General features: G+C 46.7%; 17 protein-coding genes and 1 rRNA gene (1 of these 18 only partly in view). 6 read left to right on the forward strand and 12 right to left on the reverse strand.

Annotated features, from left to right (window positions below):
* The 6 genes from COV52_07655 to COV52_07680 form a co-directional block, all read right to left on the reverse strand.
* Positions 1-204, reverse strand: a 16S ribosomal RNA gene (locus COV52_07655); it reaches 1,227 nt to the left of the window's first position.
* 301 nt (positions 205-505) lie between these two features.
* Positions 506-1,807, reverse strand: coding sequence for a hypothetical protein (locus tag COV52_07660; GenBank protein PIR10634.1), 1,302 nt, complete (start codon positions 1,805-1,807; stop codon positions 506-508).
* The gene (gene glnA / locus COV52_07665; GenBank protein PIR10635.1) at positions 1,804-3,210 is read right to left on the reverse strand and encodes a type I glutamate--ammonia ligase; all 1,407 of its coding nucleotides are present in this window, start codon (positions 3,208-3,210) and stop codon (positions 1,804-1,806) included. Before glnA ends, COV52_07660 begins: the two co-directional genes overlap by 4 nt.
* Positions 3,211-3,330: 120 nt before the next feature.
* Positions 3,331-4,518, reverse strand: a complete 1,188-nt coding sequence (locus COV52_07670) for a tyrosine--tRNA ligase (protein PIR10636.1) — start codon at positions 4,516-4,518, stop codon at positions 3,331-3,333.
* Positions 4,519-4,651: 133 nt separating this feature from the next.
* Positions 4,652-5,104 (reverse strand): hypothetical protein, encoded by a 453-nt coding sequence (locus tag COV52_07675; GenBank protein ID PIR10637.1) that lies wholly within the window; start codon positions 5,102-5,104, stop codon positions 4,652-4,654.
* Positions 5,105-5,217: 113 nt separating this feature from the next.
* A complete protein-coding gene (locus tag COV52_07680; GenBank protein PIR10638.1) occupies positions 5,218-5,589 on the reverse strand; it encodes an iron-sulfur cluster insertion protein ErpA in 372 nt (123 codons plus the stop codon).
* 122 nt (positions 5,590-5,711) lie between these two features.
* Between COV52_07680 and COV52_07685 the strand changes: the two genes are divergently transcribed.
* Entirely contained in the window at positions 5,712-6,137 is a 426-nt protein-coding gene (locus COV52_07685; GenBank protein ID PIR10709.1) for a TIGR00701 family protein, read from the forward strand.
* Positions 6,138-6,141: 4 nt separating this feature from the next.
* On the opposite strand, the gene COV52_07690 is transcribed toward COV52_07685, so the two are convergent.
* Positions 6,142-6,615 (reverse strand): hypothetical protein, encoded by a 474-nt coding sequence (locus COV52_07690; protein PIR10639.1) that lies wholly within the window; start codon positions 6,613-6,615, stop codon positions 6,142-6,144.
* 130 nt (positions 6,616-6,745) lie between these two features.
* Here COV52_07690 and hemL point away from each other — a divergent pair, with 130 nt between their 5' ends.
* Positions 6,746-8,026, forward strand: a complete 1,281-nt coding sequence (gene hemL, locus COV52_07695) for a glutamate-1-semialdehyde-2,1-aminomutase (GenBank protein PIR10640.1) — start codon at positions 6,746-6,748, stop codon at positions 8,024-8,026.
* A gap of 226 nt (positions 8,027-8,252) precedes the next feature.
* On the opposite strand, the gene COV52_07700 is transcribed toward hemL, so the two are convergent.
* Positions 8,253-8,750: a hypothetical protein gene (locus tag COV52_07700; GenBank protein PIR10641.1), complete on the reverse strand. Its 498-nt coding sequence runs from the start codon at positions 8,748-8,750 to the stop codon at positions 8,253-8,255.
* Positions 8,751-8,763: 13 nt separating this feature from the next.
* Positions 8,764-9,588: a malonyl-[acyl-carrier protein] O-methyltransferase BioC gene (locus COV52_07705; GenBank protein ID PIR10642.1), complete on the reverse strand. Its 825-nt coding sequence runs from the start codon at positions 9,586-9,588 to the stop codon at positions 8,764-8,766.
* Between the two features lie 20 nt (positions 9,589-9,608).
* Between COV52_07705 and COV52_07710 the strand changes: the two genes are divergently transcribed.
* Positions 9,609-10,283, forward strand: coding sequence for a hypothetical protein (locus COV52_07710; protein PIR10643.1), 675 nt, complete (start codon positions 9,609-9,611; stop codon positions 10,281-10,283).
* Here the strand turns inward: COV52_07710 and COV52_07715 are convergent.
* The 3 genes from COV52_07715 to COV52_07725 form a co-directional block, all read right to left on the reverse strand.
* A complete protein-coding gene (locus COV52_07715; GenBank protein ID PIR10644.1) occupies positions 10,273-10,596 on the reverse strand; it encodes a hypothetical protein in 324 nt (107 codons plus the stop codon). The genes COV52_07710 and COV52_07715 overlap by 11 nt on opposite strands.
* Before the next feature lie 591 nt (positions 10,597-11,187).
* Positions 11,188-12,897: a hypothetical protein gene (locus COV52_07720; protein ID PIR10645.1), complete on the reverse strand. Its 1,710-nt coding sequence runs from the start codon at positions 12,895-12,897 to the stop codon at positions 11,188-11,190.
* A gap of 186 nt (positions 12,898-13,083) precedes the next feature.
* On the reverse strand, positions 13,084-13,896 hold the full coding sequence (locus COV52_07725) for a 23S rRNA (adenine(2030)-N(6))-methyltransferase RlmJ (protein ID PIR10646.1): 813 nt from the start codon (positions 13,894-13,896) through the stop codon (positions 13,084-13,086).
* An 88-nt stretch (positions 13,897-13,984) separates the two neighbouring features.
* On the opposite strand from COV52_07725, the gene COV52_07730 reads away from it, so the two are divergent.
* The 3 genes from COV52_07730 (at position 13,985) to COV52_07740 (ending at position 17,394) form a co-directional block, all read left to right on the forward strand.
* Positions 13,985-14,782 carry a hypothetical protein gene (locus COV52_07730; GenBank protein ID PIR10647.1) on the forward strand — a complete coding sequence of 266 codons (798 nt, stop codon included), beginning with the start codon at positions 13,985-13,987 and terminating at the stop codon, positions 14,780-14,782.
* A gap of 78 nt (positions 14,783-14,860) precedes the next feature.
* On the forward strand, positions 14,861-15,865 hold the full coding sequence (locus COV52_07735) for an MFP transporter (protein PIR10648.1): 1,005 nt from the start codon (positions 14,861-14,863) through the stop codon (positions 15,863-15,865).
* Positions 15,862-17,394: an MFS transporter gene (locus COV52_07740; GenBank protein ID PIR10649.1), complete on the forward strand. Its 1,533-nt coding sequence runs from the start codon at positions 15,862-15,864 to the stop codon at positions 17,392-17,394. Before COV52_07735 ends, COV52_07740 begins: the two co-directional genes overlap by 4 nt.
* Positions 17,395-17,432 lie beyond the last annotated feature (38 nt).

Below are 17,432 nucleotides of genomic sequence, written 5' to 3' on the forward strand. Positions count from 1 at the left end.
GAAGGTCCCCCGCTTTGGTCCGTAGACATTATGCGGTATTAGCTCGAGTTTCCCCGAGTTGTCCCCCGCCTAGAGGCAGATTCCCACGCATTACTCACCCGTCCGCCGCTTGTCAGCGAAGAAGCAAGCTTCTTCCTGTTACCGCTCGACTTGCATGTGTTAGGCGTGCCGCCAGCGTTCAATCTGAGCCAGGATCAAACTCTTTCATTAAAAAAGAGATTTGCCCCTAACGCAAAATTACGTTAGTAGCCATATATATAGTATATGAGCTACGTACGCTGCACTCATCAAAATTGCTTACTTAATTTTTAAAGATCATCCTCTCCGGGAAAGGCTTTGCATTCTACACTTAGCCTTCTGCCTGTCAACGATTTTTTTACACTTTTTCAAGGGCCTAAATCGTCATCTCTCAGGCAGGCGGCCATTGTAATCACAAATTATCCAAAGGCAAGCGTTTTTTTAAAAAAGTTTTTTGGCGCTCAGATTAGGGCGTGTTAAGAGGGGGCTAGTCATCGATATAGCCGACCTCACCATGCTGACTAATATCTAAGCCTGCAAGTTCGTCCGCTTTTTCCACGCGAATAGAAAAACAGCGTTTCATCACACTAAGAATCACAAAGGTCCAAAAAGCAGACCAAGCAGCAACCAGTAGTGCTGCAAGAAACTGCACCCAAAGCTGCTTATTGACCGTCAGCCCAGGCGGATAACCTGCCCCGCCTAAACGCGCTGATATAAACACCCCCACCAACATGGCACCCACTAAGCCTGCCACACCATGCAGGCCAAATGCATCTAGCGCATCATCGTAGCCTAAAGAATGACGCCAACGCACCGCAAAATGGCAAATCGCGCTTGATATCAAGCCTATCAATATAGCGCCGAACACCCCAACAAAACCAGCCGCCGGCGTAATGGCAACCAGGCCTGAAATTGCTGCTGCTGACGTGCCAATCACCGTGACACGACGCCTGACAAGATGATCCAGAAAAAGTTTAAACAAAATAGCTGAGATGGCTGCCAACTGCGTATTTAGGATAGCCACGCCTAAAATATGAAAATTTTCTGAGCCGCCGCCATTAAATCCAAACCAACCAATCCATAAAATACCAATCCCTATCACTACAAAGACGCGGTTGTGTGGCTCAACCTCTTTGACTTGCCCAAGACATCTTTTACCAAGCAAGCATGCAGCGACTAGAGCGGCAACGCCTGAGCTTACGTGCACGACAAGGCCGCCCGCATAATCTAACACGCCCATGTGATACAAAAAGCCACCACCCCAAACGGTGTGCGCCACTGGATAATACACCAGCAATTCCCAAAAAAAGATAAACACCATCACGGCTTTAAATTTAATACGCTCGGCCACCCCACCTAAAATCAACACAGGGGCGATCACTGCAAAACCCATTTGATAAATGGCAAATGCAAGCTTAACTGAGTGGTGCTCACTTAAATTTTGATGAAGATGAAACAAAAACGTGTCCGTGATATTGCCAATCACGGCATCTGTAGGCATATGACTTGTCCCGAAGCTCAACGCATAGCCAATCAGTACCCACATCAATGTGGTCATGGACACGACAGCCGCCGCTTGAAGAATGATTGAGAGCACATTCTTGCGCCGTACGAGGCCGCCATAAAATAACATCACGCCAGGAAAGACCATGAAGAGAACTAAAATGGCCGCGATGATCATCCAATCTGCACGGCCAAGATCCACTCGACTAACCCAAGCGGGAATGTCAGCTTTACCCACTACTGTAAGGCACAGTAAGCCCGCAAGCGCTAACAGACGATTTATCATAAATCGTAATACATATCAAACTCAACAGGGTGCGTTGTGCCGCGCAAACGTGCGACTTCTTTATCTTTTAGTTCGATATAACTATCAATAAAGTCATCCGTAAACACGCCGCCTTCTCGCAAAAAAGCCCGATCTTTATCTAAAAAATGCAGCGCAGCCTGTAAGGTATTGCACACGTGCGGCAATTTTTTCGCCTCATTCGGTGAGATATCAAACAAATCACGATCAGTAGGTTCGCCAGGATCAATCTTATGTTTAATGCCATCAAGACCTGCCATCAACATCGCCGAAAAGCCCAAATAAGCATTACCGCAAGGGTCTGGAAAGCGCACTTCGATATGGGCGGACTCAGGCGTGGGCGCGTGAGGGATGCGAATGGCAACAGAACGATTACGACTCGAGTAAGCTAACATCGTTGGTGCTTCAAAGCCTGGCACTAAACGCTTATAGCTATTTGTGCTTGAATTTGTAAATGCATTAATTGCGCGCGCATGTTTAATGATGCCCCCAATATAATACAATGCCATTTGTGATAAACCAGCATACTTGTCACCAGCAAATAAATTTTTGCCGCCCTTGGCGATAGACTGATGCACATGCATGCCACTACCATTATCACCCACGATGGGTTTTGGCATAAAAGTCACTGACTTGCCATATTGACGAGCGACATTTTGAATCACGTATTTAAACACTTGGAGCTCATCTGCCTTTTTTAAAAGCGTATTAAAACGAAAAGCAATTTCATTTTGGTTACCCGTTGCGACTTCATGATGATGCGCTTCAACCACGATACCTAAAGCACGCAGTTGTTCACTCATCGCTGTGCGAATATCTTGCGATGAGTCCACAGGTGGCACAGGAAAATACCCGCCTTTTACGGTTGGGCGATAGCCTTTATTGCCGTCCTTATATTCTTTTGAAGAGTTCCACGCACCTTCTCGCGAATCAACACTGTAGAAAACACCGTTCATCTCAGTGCCCCAGCGGACATCGTCGAACATGAAAAATTCAGGCTCAGGCCCCACAAGAAACTCATCGCCAACGCCTGAATCTACTAGATACCGTTCAGCGTGTTTAGCAATGGATCGAGGATCACGCTCATAGCCTTCCTTTGTCACAGGGTCAATGACATCGCAACGAACCACCACCGTAGCCACATCACGAAATGCGTCAAGAAAAGCCGTATCAGGATCCGGCATAAGGATCATGTCAGATTCTTGAATGCCCCGCCAACCTGCGATCGATGAGCCATCAAACATTTTTCCGTACTTAAAAAAAGCCTCATCGGCAGCCGCAACCGGAATTGTGACGTGTTGCTCTTTGCCTCGCGTATCCGTGAAACGAACATCAACGTACTTGGCTTGATATTGCTCAATTAACTCATTTACTCGATTAGACATGCGCCCTCCTGGACTTAAATTTTCTTTAACCTCCAAAAGGATAACGTAATTTTTCCAATAGAGCAAAACCGCCTTTATCTGCCCGAAGCGTTGAAAAACGCTTTAAGTATGTACCCGACATTATATCGCAATAATGTTTGCAAAACGCCGTTTACCTACCTGCACCACTGCCGAAAAGCCTGCCGTAATTTTCAGGTTGTGATCTTCAACGCGCTCGCCGTCAATTTTCACCGCGCCTTGTTTGATCATGCGATTACCCTCACCAGAACTTACCACAAGCTCCGCTTGCTTGAGCACAACAGCTATCAGCAAGCCTTCACCCACATCTATACTGATCTCAGGGATATCGTCAGGCATCGCACCGTGCTTGAATCGCTCAATAAAGGCCTCACGCGCAGCCGTGGCCGCAGCTTGATCATGAAAGCGCGCCACAATTTCTTCGCCCAATAAAAATTTCACATCACGCGGATTTTGACCGTCTTGAACAGCCTGCTTCAATTTAGCAACTTCAGCCGGCGTTTTAAAACTTAAGCAATCAAAGTAACGCCACATTAATTCATCGGATACCGACATGATTTTGCCAAACATTTCGTCGGCCTTATCGGCAATACCAATATAATTACCCAAAGATTTTGACATTTTCTGCACGCCATCCAAACCTTCGATCAGCGGGGTTGTGATCACAGTTTGTGGACGCTGACCATAATGTTTCTGAAGCTCGCGCCCCACTAATAAATTAAATTTTTGATCGGTACCGCCGAGCTCCACATCAGCCTGCAAAGCGACTGAGTCGTAACCTTGGACTAAAGGGTACAAAAACTCGTGAATCGCAATTGGGCGATTATCTTTAAAACGCTTGGAAAAATCGTCGCGCTCCAGCATGCGAGCGACCGTATAGGTCGACGCAAGCTGGACCAAATCTGCCGCGGTTTTATCGCCGAACCATTCTGAGTTGAACAGCACATGGGTTTTTTCAGGATCTAAGATTTTAAAGACTTGCGACTTGTAGGTTTCAGCATTCGCCAAGACTTCTTCACGGGTTAAGGGCTTGCGCGTGACATTTTTACCCGTGGGGTCACCAATCATGCCCGTAAAGTCGCCGATCAAGAAGGTGACCTCATGCCCCAAATCTTGAAACTGGCGCAGTTTATTAATCACCACGGTATGACCCAAATGCAAATCCGGCGCCGTGGGATCAAAGCCCGCTTTTACTTTCAGCGGCTTGCCGCTTTTGAGCTTTTCAACAAACTCGTCTTCGACGATAATTTCTTCGGTGCCCTTTTTCAGCAAAGCCAGTGTTTCATTCATAATAGCTTCTCTAAAATCAAGCGCATACAGTATGACAAAATGCGCAACAGATCAAATTGAAAAAAAGAGAGCGATGTTTTTCGACATCTAAAACAAAAAACCCGGGCTCAGCCCGGGTTCCTCATGACTGATATTAACCTTGCACAGTGCTACAATGCTCGTTTGAATCAATGACAAAATGTGTATTAAGCGCTTGGGCGAATTTAGCAGAATCGCCTGTGTTAAGGGTAATGTTTGGACAGGTAATCGTTGTCGGCTTAATATCTTTGCCTGGGTTACCAGGAGTTACCGCAGACATTGTTACTGTAATATTTTGATCATAACACCCTGCATCGTTCATAATCATTTGGTAAAGATATCCAGCATAAGAGGCTGTTTGCCGGCCACTGTCAATATAGTTAGCAATCGTCAGCTCGCCGCCGCCCGAAGACATTTGATACGTAAAGGTTAAATTCTGAAGCTGAAGACCACTTTCATTTTGAAGATATAGACCGCCAGCAACAAACTGTGGCGACGCTGAAGAACCTGCAGCGAATGAAGCCGTTGATACCGCCAGGGCCACCGAAAGAAATAGTGTATTTTTCATAGCATTCTCCCCTCAAGGATAATCGTTAAACTTGGCGAGCATTGTATCAAAAAAAACGAATCTGTCAATGACTATGGAAAAATAGATTCGCACTCAAAAACACAGAAAAAAAGCTAAATCGAAAACGACTGCCCACAACCACAGGTGGTTTTAGCATTGGGGTTTCTAATAACAAATTGTGAACCCGACAAATCTTCTTTGTAATCGATCGTCGCGCCCATTAAATATTGAAAACTCATTGGGTCGATCAGCAACGTCACGCTACCGCTTTCTAGCGGCTTTTGAATCGCCATATCATCGGCATTTTGCTCTTCATCAAAGGTAAAACCATATTGAAACCCGGAGCAGCCCCCGCCCGTAATAAACGCACGCAGCTTCAATTTAGGATTTTCTTCTTCACGAATCAGCTCCAAGACCTTGGCTGCGGCAGCATCGGTAAAATCGATTGGGGATTTGGGTTTGTGAGTTTTAACGGCATCGCTCATGACTGATCACACTTGTTACTGAACTGAGGCCATTATCCGCGCAGCGAGATCGCCTGTAAAGCCCCGTTTTCTTGACACTGTTCATAGCAGAGCGTAGCCTTGTGCCAGACAAAAACCCGAGAATACCGATGCTCTGGCTCAAAGCCTTTCACGTGATCTGTGTGGTCTGCTGGTTTGCAGGGCTATTTTATTTGCCGAGACTCTTTGTCTACCACGCCATGACCGAAGATAAAAACGTCTCTGAACAATTCAAGATCATGGAGTATAAACTTTATTATTACATCATGTGGCCTTCATTGATTGGCGCGGCGTTTTTTGGCTGCTGGATGTTATTTTCGCGCCATCACTACTACGCCCAACAAATGTGGATGCATATCAAGCTCATCTCCGTGATGATTCTAGTCGGCTACCATTTACTCTGCGGCAAATACCTCAAAAATTTCAAGCGCGACCGCAACACGCACAGTCACCGTTTTTACCGCTACTTCAATGAAGTACCGTCTGTGTTTTTGGTGCTCATCATCATATTGACGATCATCCAGCCCTAAGCCCTCACTTCATTGGAGAAGCAGGAACCACACGGTCATCAGGCTCGAGAGACTGCTCATCGGACAAAGCCGTGACCCAGATGATGCACTCTACATCCCGCCCGATCACACTGGACTCAATGCGTTCTTGTAGAGCCTGTGCTCGCTGATAAAAACCTTGTGCATCTGTATGTTCTGGGCTCCCGGGGCCCGCGGTGCGCGAATTATAATCAACCACCTGATTCAAATACACCACCGTTCCCAAGAAATAGCCAAACACGCGCCTCAAAGCAGCCCCACGAGCATCAGTCGCATTGCTGTGCAAAAGCTCGTGGGCCCTGCCAATCTCAAGCAAGTGAAAATTTCGGATACGGGCTTTAATCTCAAGCTGCAGGGCGTTACAAGCCAACAGCGTTTGATAAATTCCTGAAATATCTCCTAGTAACCCTCTGACGTTCGCATTCGAGTCTTGATTAAAAAATCCACGGGGTGAATCCATAGAACTCAGCTCCTTTTTGATTATGATTAAACTGAACGCTAAGTATGGCCGAGCTTTCTTTAGAAAAGCTTAAGGCATAGCTCAATTTTTCATTTTGAGCTATGATTCACACGAATTTAAGGAGACCACCATGTCACATTCCAGCAATATCTTTCACCAAGCCGAGAAGCTGATCCCAGGTGGTGTGAATTCCCCCGTGCGCGCTTTTCGCGCTGTGGGCCTTGAACCGCCGATTATTGATCGTGGCACGGGCGCTTATATGATCGATGTCGATGGCAATCGCTACATTGATTATATTGGCTCGTGGGGGCCACTGATTGCCGGCCACGCTCACCCTGCTGTGGTGAAAGCCCTGTGCGAGCAAGCGCAAAAAGGCTTGAGCTTTGGCGCCTCCTGCGAACTCGAGCTCAAACTCGCGCAAAAAATCTGCGCCATCATGCCAAATATTGAAAAAATCCGTATGGTGAATTCCGGCACCGAGGCGACCATGAGCGCCATTCGCTTGGCGCGCGGCTTCACTGGCAAACTTAAAATTATCAAATTCGAAGGCTGCTACCATGGCCATGCCGATCATCTGCTCGTGAAAGCCGGCTCCGGCGCACTCACTTTTGGACAACCGAGCTCCGCAGGCGTACCCGAAGACTTTGCCAAACACACGCTCACCGCGGATTTTAACGATCTCTCCTCGGTCGAAGCTTTATTCAAAGAAAACGCCAACGCTATCGCGGCGATTATTTTAGAGCCTGTGGCTGGCAATATGAACTGCATCAGCCCCGAACCCGGTTTTCTTGAAGGCTTGCGCGCACTGTGCGACCAACACCAAAGCTTGCTCATTTTTGATGAAGTGATGACCGGTTTTCGCGTAGATTATCAAGGGGCTCAGCATAAATTCAACATCAAGCCCGACCTCACCACGCTGGGTAAAGTCATCGGCGGCGGCATGCCTGTGGGTGCGTTTGGCGGTCGCGCAGATGTGATGAATTACCTTTCACCCTTAGGGCCTGTGTATCAAGCCGGCACCTTATCCGGCAATCCTTTAGCGATGGCTGCAGGCCTAGCCACACTCAACTTGTTAGCCGATGGCAAAGTCTACCCCGCACTCTTTGAAAAAACCCAGTGCTTGCTCCAAGGTATTCAAGCGGCGGCCGATAAACACGGCATTGCTCTGTGCACGAATCAAGAAGGCACCATGTTTGGCATTTTCTTCACCGACAAAAGCAAAGTCACCAGCTTTCGCGATGCCACACAGTGCAACATCGACCAGTTCAACCGCTTTTTCGCGCATATACTAAAACAAGGCATTTACCTCGCACCTTCGGCTTACGAGGCAGGGTTTATGTCGATGGCGCACAGCGATGAGGATATTGCAAAAACGATCGATGCCGCAGACCAGGCGTTTGCCAGCTTGTAGCAAGCAGCACGATAGCCGCCTCAAATCCGCTCGCATACCGTATCGCAGGGTATGCGCTCGCTGTTTTGGGCGAGGGTTTTTCTTTCGCAGGGCTTCTGGAGGCATGGATGCCGGAAGAGAGCGGCCAAGGATGGCGAAAAGCGTCCCTGCGAAAGAGAAACGCAAGATCAATAAAAGCGAGCAAGCCCTGCCACTGAAAAAATGCAACCTGATGCGCAAGCACTCGTCAACGGCTAGCGTATTCCACAGCCGCCCTAGCCAACAAACGCGTGGTGTCTACAGACGGGATCGACAGTGTATTTCCAAACACTTCAGGAAGCTCTGTACAGCCTAGAATAACAGCATCACAGCTAAGCTTTTCGATAAGCCCTCTAATATATTGGGTACTGCTTAAAGACACTTTCTCAGGAATGATTTCATGGATGATAAAATCATGTATTGCCTCACAAGCACCATCAGAAAGCGGAAGGATTTCAATACCCCTGCCAGACAATGCTTTTGAATATAGGCCATCTTGCATGGTCGGCTTAGTGCCCAAGACAGCCACTTTTTTATACGCGCGACGGGAGCACTCTTCGGCGGCGATATCAATAAGGTTTAAAACCGGCACCTTAGATGCGCGAACAAAAAAGTCATAACAATAATGCGGCGTATTTGAAGGGATAATAATAAAATCGCAATGCTGCTCTAGCACCCGGATCGAGCGTAAAATCAACTCGCCCATACGCTGCCAATCTCTAGCGCCGCAAAGTGTTACGCAATGCCTCTAAAGAAAACGTGAACTCATTCGGCGCTTCAGTTTTTTGCTCAGCCTTAACGCCGTGACCAAACACCAGCTCCAAACTTACAGTGTACGGCGGCACACCCAACGCTGTTTGAAACGCTTGCCATTTGGCTTTACCCATCAAACCTTTTTGTCGATCCACATGAAGATTAGTCCAACCCAGTTGTTTTAACTCGTTGAACATTGCCGGCAATGACGTATACTGCAAGCTCACTCGCTCCACATCCATCACCGGATCTTCAAACCCTGCCGATAATAATCGATCGCCCACATCATGCATATCCCAATGCACATGCACATGCGGTTTATCATCCACTTTTGCCCAAGCCTCTCGAAGCTCAATCAAGGTATCTGGCCCAAAACTTGAAAACAGGCACACGCCGCCCACCTTTAGCACGCGCCACATTTCACTGAACACACCCGATAAATCATTACACCACGGCAACATTAAATTAGACACGAGCAAGTCAGCGTAGTGATCTGGAAAGGGCAATACTGTGGCCGCAGCACACTGAGAGCCATACGGGTAAGTTGCCAATGATTTCGACGAAATATCCGCGCCGATGATTTTAGCCTCAGGGTATAAGGCATGAATGGCTTTGGAAAGCGCGCCCGTGCCGCAACCAATATCCAACACCACAGCCGGCTTGTGCTTAATAAAAGACAGGCGTGACATCAAACGTGCGGCAATGTCTTCAGGCAAGTCAGCCTGCTCGGCAAGCTTGCCCGCCACACGGTCAAAGCGCTGAGCAACAGACGGTAATAAAAATTGTTCCATACCACAACCCGGAGTTTCGAATGAAAGCGATCATAACACGCTTGATAAACAGCGTCTTCGTACAGCACTGCTTTTTATGTAAAACCAAAAGCACGCTCATCATCTGCACCGAATGCAAGCATCAACTCAAATCACACGCCACACGCTGCCCGCGCTGCGCCAGACCCAGCACATCAAATATGGCGTGCATTAGCTGCCAAGCTGAACCGCCTGTTTTCGATAAAGCCTACGCCTGTTTTGATTATAACGATGTGATCAAATACAGCATTCAGCAGTTTAAATATCATGAGGCGCTTTACTTCGCGCCCTTTTTCGCTGCCTGCCTACACGAAACGATTAATTGGAATGAAGTGGATGCGATTTTAGCCGTGCCCTTGCATCGTAAGCGATTAGTTTCACGCGGTTACAATCAATCGCAAGAGCTCGCCAAACGCCTCAGACGGCAAACGAGCAAACCCGTGGTTAGCCATTATGTGAAACGCATCAAAAACACCGCGCCACAACACACACTGAATAAAACTGCACGAGCCAAAAACCCCAAAGGAGCGTTCAAATTGATAAAGCCGATACCGTATACGAAACTTTTAATCATCGATGATGTGATGACCACCGCCAGCACGCTCAATGCTTTGTGCAAAGCACTACAGCAAGCGAGGTCACATCACATCATCGTGGCCTGTGTGGCTAGGGCTTAGTAAACAGGCCCATCTCAACATCAGGATCTTCAAATACAGAACCATCAAGGACAGGCTTAGCGCCATCTATAACCACACATCCGTTTAAAACAGGCTCAGGGAGTGGTTCAGGATCAAGAAGCTCGTGGAGAGCAAACACCTCACCAAACCTTAAGCCCGGTGCTTGAAGCTGATCCAGGAAAAATGCGCTTTGCGGACTGGGCGATCGAGAGTCTTGTGAAAGCACATCTGCCGAACTAGCTGTACTATCTGTAAGCGGCGAAGTAGGCTTTTTCGCCCGCTTTTCGGCAGATGTGTTTTTAACACCCAACACTTTGTGTAAGATTTACCCAAAACAGAGCGACCCACCTCCTGAACCGCTGCTCTTGTTTCACGCTTATACCGATTACCAATACCTTCTTTCGCATCAAGACTGTGATAAAAAAGCTCTAGCGCACGAACATAGCTTTTCGCGCCCTCAGAATCCCTATTAGACTTACATTCACGACTTAATGGACTGGTTACCAACTGATTTCCAAGCATCGTTTGCTAAAAGCTCAGATCGTGTATAACCCTTATTGCTAGGTCTAGCCATATTAACACCTTTATTTTTATGATTATTGAGCGGCGAGTTTAGCAAAGAAAAATTAAGGGTTTATTAAAGGTAACTACTTGCCCCCTCTATTTATAAATTTCCCCACTCAACGCCGGCGCGGTGCGCTTCCTCAATAATCTTAGCCATTTGCCGAGAAACCAGCATGCCTGCCTCATCCACGACAAGTGCCTCTACAACCCTTAGCTAGCAATGGGTTATTTAACTAGCAAAATTGCTGTTTATGAATGTAGCAGCAAAGTTGTAATGCCCCTTTTAGTAAAAAGGGGCATGTGGATGACGGGGTGCGTCCGCCGGATAACAGGAGACGCATTACGAAGCTGAAGGAGCACTTGCTTTGTAAGATAACCCATCGTCCATCAAACCATCAGCTCTTCCCGAATCAAACAACACCCCAGGGGCGCTTGACATAGATATTCTCCTATGACCTGCTTGAGGGATATTTGTAAAAAACTGTCCGCTGTCACAGCAAAAACCAAAATGTTCATAGGTTCTTTCAATCAGTGAAGCAACGAATTGTTTATTCTCTCTTAAAAAATCTCTAAGCTTGCTTTCTTCAATCGTTAAATCTGTGCTTATACATCCAAACTCGGAAGCGTCATAACAATCCGTTTCAATTTTCTTTTTTAGAGTACCCCACTCCTCTGCTAGATCAGAATTACAGGGGACGTGCCACGAGCTTGTTTTCCCAGAATACGTGACTGGAGTCCCCGTGCTCAATAAATGATAAATATCCGCAATAAAAGAGACAGAATCATGCCCAAAGTTGAATTGATTAAACATCACATATAAGTAGACCTGCATTACTTCTGGTGTATATGCTGCATGTAATGCAACTTTATAAGCAATTTGAAAAAGAGCAAACCCATCAGTCTTATGAAGGCGCTTAAAAACGATCGCTGCTTGTCGAAGATTTTTTGAAATACCCAACTCCTCATCACCCGTTAAATATAACAAACCCAGCTGAGCGATTGCCCCAGGCGACCCTTCTTTCGCAGCAAAGTGATAGACATCCAACATTTTTTCTCGTCGCACCCAAACCGGGCCCGAGTTTACTTGTGTACGATAGACCTCAGCAAGTTTTAAAGCACAGTTAGCTTGGTCATGCTTACTCTCTCCCGTTCGCATACCTAACTCTAAAGCCGATACAGCCTTTGCGACACAAACATCTATTCTAATGAGTTGAGCATCAAAACTTTGAAGCGAACAATAATCTTCATTCAAAAATATTTGTGACAAGGTGATAGCTGCTTCAGCATCTCCACCTCTCAAGACACATTCAAGAAAATGTATGGCTTTATTAATATCTGGCTCCACTCGAACCGGGATAGTATCAAAGCAACCATTATAATAAAATTTAGCTATTTCAGTTCCAACCTCCGAATCTCCTAGCTCTGCCATTTCATGATATAAAGATAAAAGAAGAGAATCATTAGGTTTACTCGGTATATCAGCACTTTCCTGAGCACTATCATCCAGAGTTCCCGGCTCTCCTTGCTCCGCCACTCCAGAAGAGAAATCGAAGAAAGCAGAACAGCTCGACTCCCCCGACGAATCAGCGTCGGATTCATCACTAAAATTATTACTATCTTTGATAGAAATTAATTTTTGTCGCAAGACGTTAATTCTGAGCTCCCGATCTGTTACTGATTCCAACAGTTCATCAAAAATCGTACCGGCTTGATTAGCATCACATTGAACACCCAACTCAGGGCGCCCCTCCACAAGAAACCTAAAATACTCATATTTAGCATGCTCACTTTTAAGCTTTAGCGCCAAGTCAAAATAATATTTGGATTGAACATAATCTTGCTGCATTACTTTTTTCGCCCATGAAAACGGCGGCTCTTCAATAAAATTATAGTTTTCATCAAAACCATCTGCGTAAATTTGAAACAACCAAAAAGCCGCGCTTGGGTCACCGTTATTGGCGGCGTCAATTAACGTCTGCATTCCTTGAGCCATTTGTTGTTCTAAAGTTTTTTTGAAGTCTTTACCTTTTGGAAATAGAGTTGATGGCATGAGATATCCTTGATTTTTTTTAATTAGAAATATGAGTTTTTACTATATGGTCAAAAATTATACTTATCAAGCTATTTCGAGCAGAGGCCACCTCATTAAAAAGTAGCAAAAACTGAACAATTTTTTATGCTATCAAGCTTTGAGCTTGAGGAGGCTAAAATCAAGGGTTTATTAAAGATAACACCTTTAACGATTCACTACGCAACGGCCACCCAGCAGCTTCGCCCAAGCGGGACACAACTGTTTTTCGATAATGCCGTCAACCTGCCAAGGCGGATTGATTAAGCTCACACCACAGGCGGTGAGCTCATTACCCTGCGCCTTAGCATTCAAGTGAAATTCTACCGTAAACACTTCACCCAAGGCTTTTAAATTACGGTGAAAAGCACTCACGCGGGCTTTGTTTTTAATGGGATACCAAATCATAAAATGCCCACCGCGCCAGGTTTTCAATGCCTGTTTTAGCGATTGTTCAATCGTGTTAAATTCATCGGGCTTTTCAAACGGCGGATCGATCATCACCACACCGCGCTTTTCAAGCGGTGGCAAAAAGGCTTTTAAGCCCGTGTAACCATTCATAGGGTGAATACCCAGTTTTCTAGATTTCGGCCATTGCTCATTTAAGGTTTCATAATCTTTGGGGTGAAGTTCGCAAAGCTGCATTCTATCATCTGGACGCAAGCAGGCTTTAGCAATCGCCGGCGAACCCGGGTAAACACGAAGATCGCCTTTGGGGTTATAGGCTTTAATAATCTCAATATACGATGCCAACACCGGAAACTGCTCGGCCGCGCCCATCAAACGCGCCACACCCTCGGCATACTCTTGTTTTTTCTGCATTTCAGTGGCCGAGACAGGATAAAGCCCTATGCCCGCATGCGTATCCAGATAACAAAACGGCGCATCTTTGCGCTTAAGCGCGGCGAACAACTCAATCAAAATACAATGCTTAATCACATCGGCAAAGTTACCTGCATGATAAATATGGCGATAGTTCAAAGGGTACCTCTACGAAACAAATGAGACTTGCGATCTAAAATCCTGGCCCGTAGAATAGCGACAAAAAATAACACAGGCAATGACCACCATGACAGACTCAAAAAAATTACAAATTTGGAAAGATGATCAAACACAATTTGAACAACAACTTTCTGATTCTCAAGTCTTAAGCCTTACCTTAAAACAACGTGGATACCGTGATTTAAGACTGACAGATGCCTCCAATCTTCGCATGGCCCACCTATGCCTTGACTTCTCATTAAGCCTAACCCCAAACTGCTCTCCCAGTGACGCCGCCCAAAACCTCAGAACTTTCTTGGGAAAAAAACTGGATGAAACACAACCCGATGCAATAATCACAGGTCTAAAAGATGTATTCGAAATCTGCTCGCCTCGCCAGATCATTCGCGAAGACCAGTCGATGATTTGGCAGCTCACAAACCAACGTCGGCAAAACATGTTGTTTATCTATAAAAGTAGTGGCGAATATTACGCATTAGGACACCCAGGGCAATACAATACAGTCATTAAGCTCCTGAACATATACACCCAAGATACAGGTCAAAAGCCCGGAGTCAAAAAAATTATCGCGGCGCTGTATAAAATGTTTAATGGCATGAGCACGAAGAACGAGGAACCTTGCTATCACCGAATAGAAATTTTAAAAAACCAGCTTCACTTTGAAATTTTTGGTGGCAAAACTGCCGAGACAAGCGAGATTGGATTTGATTTTTTCAGAAATCGCATGATACAACGAAAAACGGGCTTAGGGCCGACCCGACAAGCTTTTTACACGATCGCCGAGTTGGCTGATAGACCGTGGCTAGAAATCATTGAGCGATTTCACAACACAAACCAACAACCCACAGGCGCACCGGCGCCATAATGACGGTTTATTTTTAAGCAGCGCTTTACTCGCCCTACCTTTCGCGAAATAATAGGGCTTAAATTTTAGAGCGCCAGAATGAAACGATTATTACAACAACGCGCTGTTCGCGCCTTTTTATGGCTTGTGATCCTTGCAGGCATTGTGGCCACGCTCGTCGTTTATTGGCACCACAATGAACTCTACCCTTCGACTGATGATGCCTATTTGCAAGCCAACATCGTGCATATTGCGCCGCAAGTTTCAGGCCCGGTTGATCACGTGCTGGTTAAAAACTATGACAATGTCAAACAAGGGCAATTGCTGTTCACTATCGACCCACGGCCTTTTCAGCTTGCAGTGAACGATGCCAAAGCCAAGCTCTCACTCGCCCAGCAGCAAATGCAAAGTGATATCGCCACCGTGAAAAAAGCCGAGGCCGATATCAACGCCAACCAATCCCAACTGGAGCTTGCGCAAAGCAACGCCAAACGTATTTTAACCCTGGTGAAAGACGGTCAGATCTCAGCGCAAGAAGGTGATAAAATCAATAATGCCTTGAAAGTGGCTCGCGCCAACTTAGCGGCCAGCCAGCAACAACTGGCACAAGCCCAAGCCCAGCTGGGTGAAAACGGTCCAAACAACGCGAATATCCAAGAAGCAAAAACCAATCTTGCCACCGCCGAGCTGAACTTGAGCTATACCAAAATTTACGCGCCAGAAACCGGTCAGCTGGTTAATTTCCACTTACGTCCCGGCAATATGCTCACACAAGGGCAACAGGTGTTTGATATCGTTGAGCAGAACAGTTGGTGGGTGGCCAGCAACTTCAAAGAAACCGTGCTTGAGCGCATACACCCCGGCCAAAAAGCCAGCGTGGTACTGGACATGTACCCAGGCCATGTGTATCACGGCCAAGTCGCACACTTAAGCCCAGGCAGTGGCGCGGCGTTTTCCTTGTTGCCGCCTGAAAATGCCAGCGGCAACTGGGTAAAAGTGACCCAACGTTTCCCGGTGCGCGTTGAAATCACCGACAAAGCCAATGCACGCTACCCGCTACGTGTAGGCGCGAGCGCTTCGGTCACCATCGACACGACGTCATGAACAACGCTCAAGACACACCACTCGATACTCTAAACAAAACGCTAATCACGATCAGCGTGATGCTGGTCGCCGTCATCGAAGTGTTGGACATGACTATCGTGAATGTGGCCTTGCCGCAAATGATGGGCCAGCTTGGCGCAAACTCGGATCAAATCACTTGGGTGCTGACCTCCTACGTGGTTTCAAGTGCCATCCTCATGCCGATGACCGGCTTTTTAGCTGCACGCGTTGGCCAGAAAAAGCTGCTCATGATCAACGTCATTGGTTTTATGATCACCTCAGGATTGTGTGGCATGTCCACAAGCCTGGGGGAAATTGTCTTATTTCGTACCTTGCAGGGCGTTTTTGGTGCCTCACTTGTGCCCATGTCGCAAACGATTTTGCGCAACACCTTCCCGATTGAAAAACAAGCCAAAGCGATGGCGATCTGGGGCATCGGCATCATGGTCGCACCGGTGCTTGGGCCCACTGTCGGCGGCTACATTACCGATGCAGCCTCGTGGCGCTGGGTGTTTTACATCAACGTGCCGTTTTGCATCATGGCCGCCATCATGATTATTTTCTGCATCCAAGAGACCCCGAGAGAACACTCGAAAATTGATTGGCTAGGCATCATGCTTTTGGTCATTGGGGTGGGCAGTTTGCAAATCTTCTTGGATCGCGGCAATACATCCAATTGGTTTGACTCAAAAATGATTACCCTGCTCGCCGTCATGGCCTTTGCAGGTTTGGGTATGTTTATCTCGCGCGGGCGGCGCTTAAAAGAAAAAAATATTATCAACTTTAGTCTTTTTCGTGATCGTAATTTTTGCCTATGCACCATCATGCTTGCCATTTACTGCATGGGCGCGCTCGGCATACTCACACTGCGCCCCTTAATGATGGAGCATTTGATCGGCTATACCGCAAAAACTGCAGGCCTTGCCATGGCACCTTCAGGTATCGCCTCAGCCTTTGGGATGATAATCGCCTCAATGCTCATGAAGCACATTAGCCCAAAAATCATTTTAATCGCCGGTGTATTGCTGAGCATGGCGGCAAGCTACACCATGGCTACGCAAAGTTTGTTGACGATGAGCTTTGAAGTCTTACAAATTCAAAGTTTATTTTTAGGCCTTGGCATGGGTTTTGTGTTTTTAATCATCTCATCCGTGTCGCTCTCCACACTGCGTGGCCGCGAAATGGCCGATGGCGCGGGCTTGTTTAGCTTTGGCCGAAACCTCGGGGTATCGATCGGCATTTCACTATTAAGCACGCTGGTCACACGCGCCACACAAACCAACTGGAACCAACTTTCAGAACATGTCTACAGCGGCAACTCTGCCCTTAACGTTTGGCTGCAAGCTCATAACGCCACGCTGCAAAACCCACAAACCATTGCCCGTCTGGGCGAATTAGTCGCCAACCAAGCCAACCTCATTGCCTTTAGCGATGCGTATTGGATCACCGCGATTGGCTTTACCGCATTGATTCCGCTCGCATTTTTCCTAAAACCACCCAAAGCACTCACGATGGGTGCCGGGCATTAAACAACGTTTCTCAATGAATACTGCTTGACAAACTACGT

Source organism: Gammaproteobacteria bacterium CG11_big_fil_rev_8_21_14_0_20_46_22, assembly GCA_002796245.1.
In the GTDB taxonomy this organism is placed as follows: domain Bacteria; phylum Pseudomonadota; class Gammaproteobacteria; order UBA12402; family UBA12402; genus 1-14-0-20-46-22.

Bases quoted from the DNA above. Each gene is read 5' to 3' on its own strand.
- COV52_07740 (PIR10649.1), top strand. From the start codon at position 15,862: ATGAACAACGCTCAAGACACACCACTCGATACTCTAAACAAAACGCTA.
- COV52_07690 (PIR10639.1), bottom strand. From the start codon at position 6,615: ATGGATTCACCCCGTGGATTTTTTAATCAAGACTCGAATGCGAACGTC.
- COV52_07700 (PIR10641.1), bottom strand. From the start codon at position 8,750: ATGGGCGAGTTGATTTTACGCTCGATCCGGGTGCTAGAGCAGCATTGC.
- COV52_07670 (PIR10636.1), bottom strand. From the start codon at position 4,518: ATGAATGAAACACTGGCTTTGCTGAAAAAGGGCACCGAAGAAATTATC.
- COV52_07730 (PIR10647.1), top strand. From the start codon at position 13,985: ATGACAGACTCAAAAAAATTACAAATTTGGAAAGATGATCAAACACAA.
- COV52_07735 (PIR10648.1), top strand. From the start codon at position 14,861: ATGAAACGATTATTACAACAACGCGCTGTTCGCGCCTTTTTATGGCTT.
- COV52_07720 (PIR10645.1), bottom strand. From the start codon at position 12,897: ATGCCATCAACTCTATTTCCAAAAGGTAAAGACTTCAAAAAAACTTTA.
- COV52_07675 (PIR10637.1), bottom strand. From the start codon at position 5,104: ATGAAAAATACACTATTTCTTTCGGTGGCCCTGGCGGTATCAACGGCT.
- hemL (PIR10640.1), top strand. From the start codon at position 6,746: ATGTCACATTCCAGCAATATCTTTCACCAAGCCGAGAAGCTGATCCCA.
- COV52_07660 (PIR10634.1), bottom strand. From the start codon at position 1,807: ATGATAAATCGTCTGTTAGCGCTTGCGGGCTTACTGTGCCTTACAGTA.
- COV52_07680 (PIR10638.1), bottom strand. From the start codon at position 5,589: ATGAGCGATGCCGTTAAAACTCACAAACCCAAATCCCCAATCGATTTT.
- COV52_07705 (PIR10642.1), bottom strand. From the start codon at position 9,588: ATGGAACAATTTTTATTACCGTCTGTTGCTCAGCGCTTTGACCGTGTG.
- glnA (PIR10635.1), bottom strand. From the start codon at position 3,210: ATGTCTAATCGAGTAAATGAGTTAATTGAGCAATATCAAGCCAAGTAC.
- COV52_07710 (PIR10643.1), top strand. From the start codon at position 9,609: ATGAAAGCGATCATAACACGCTTGATAAACAGCGTCTTCGTACAGCAC.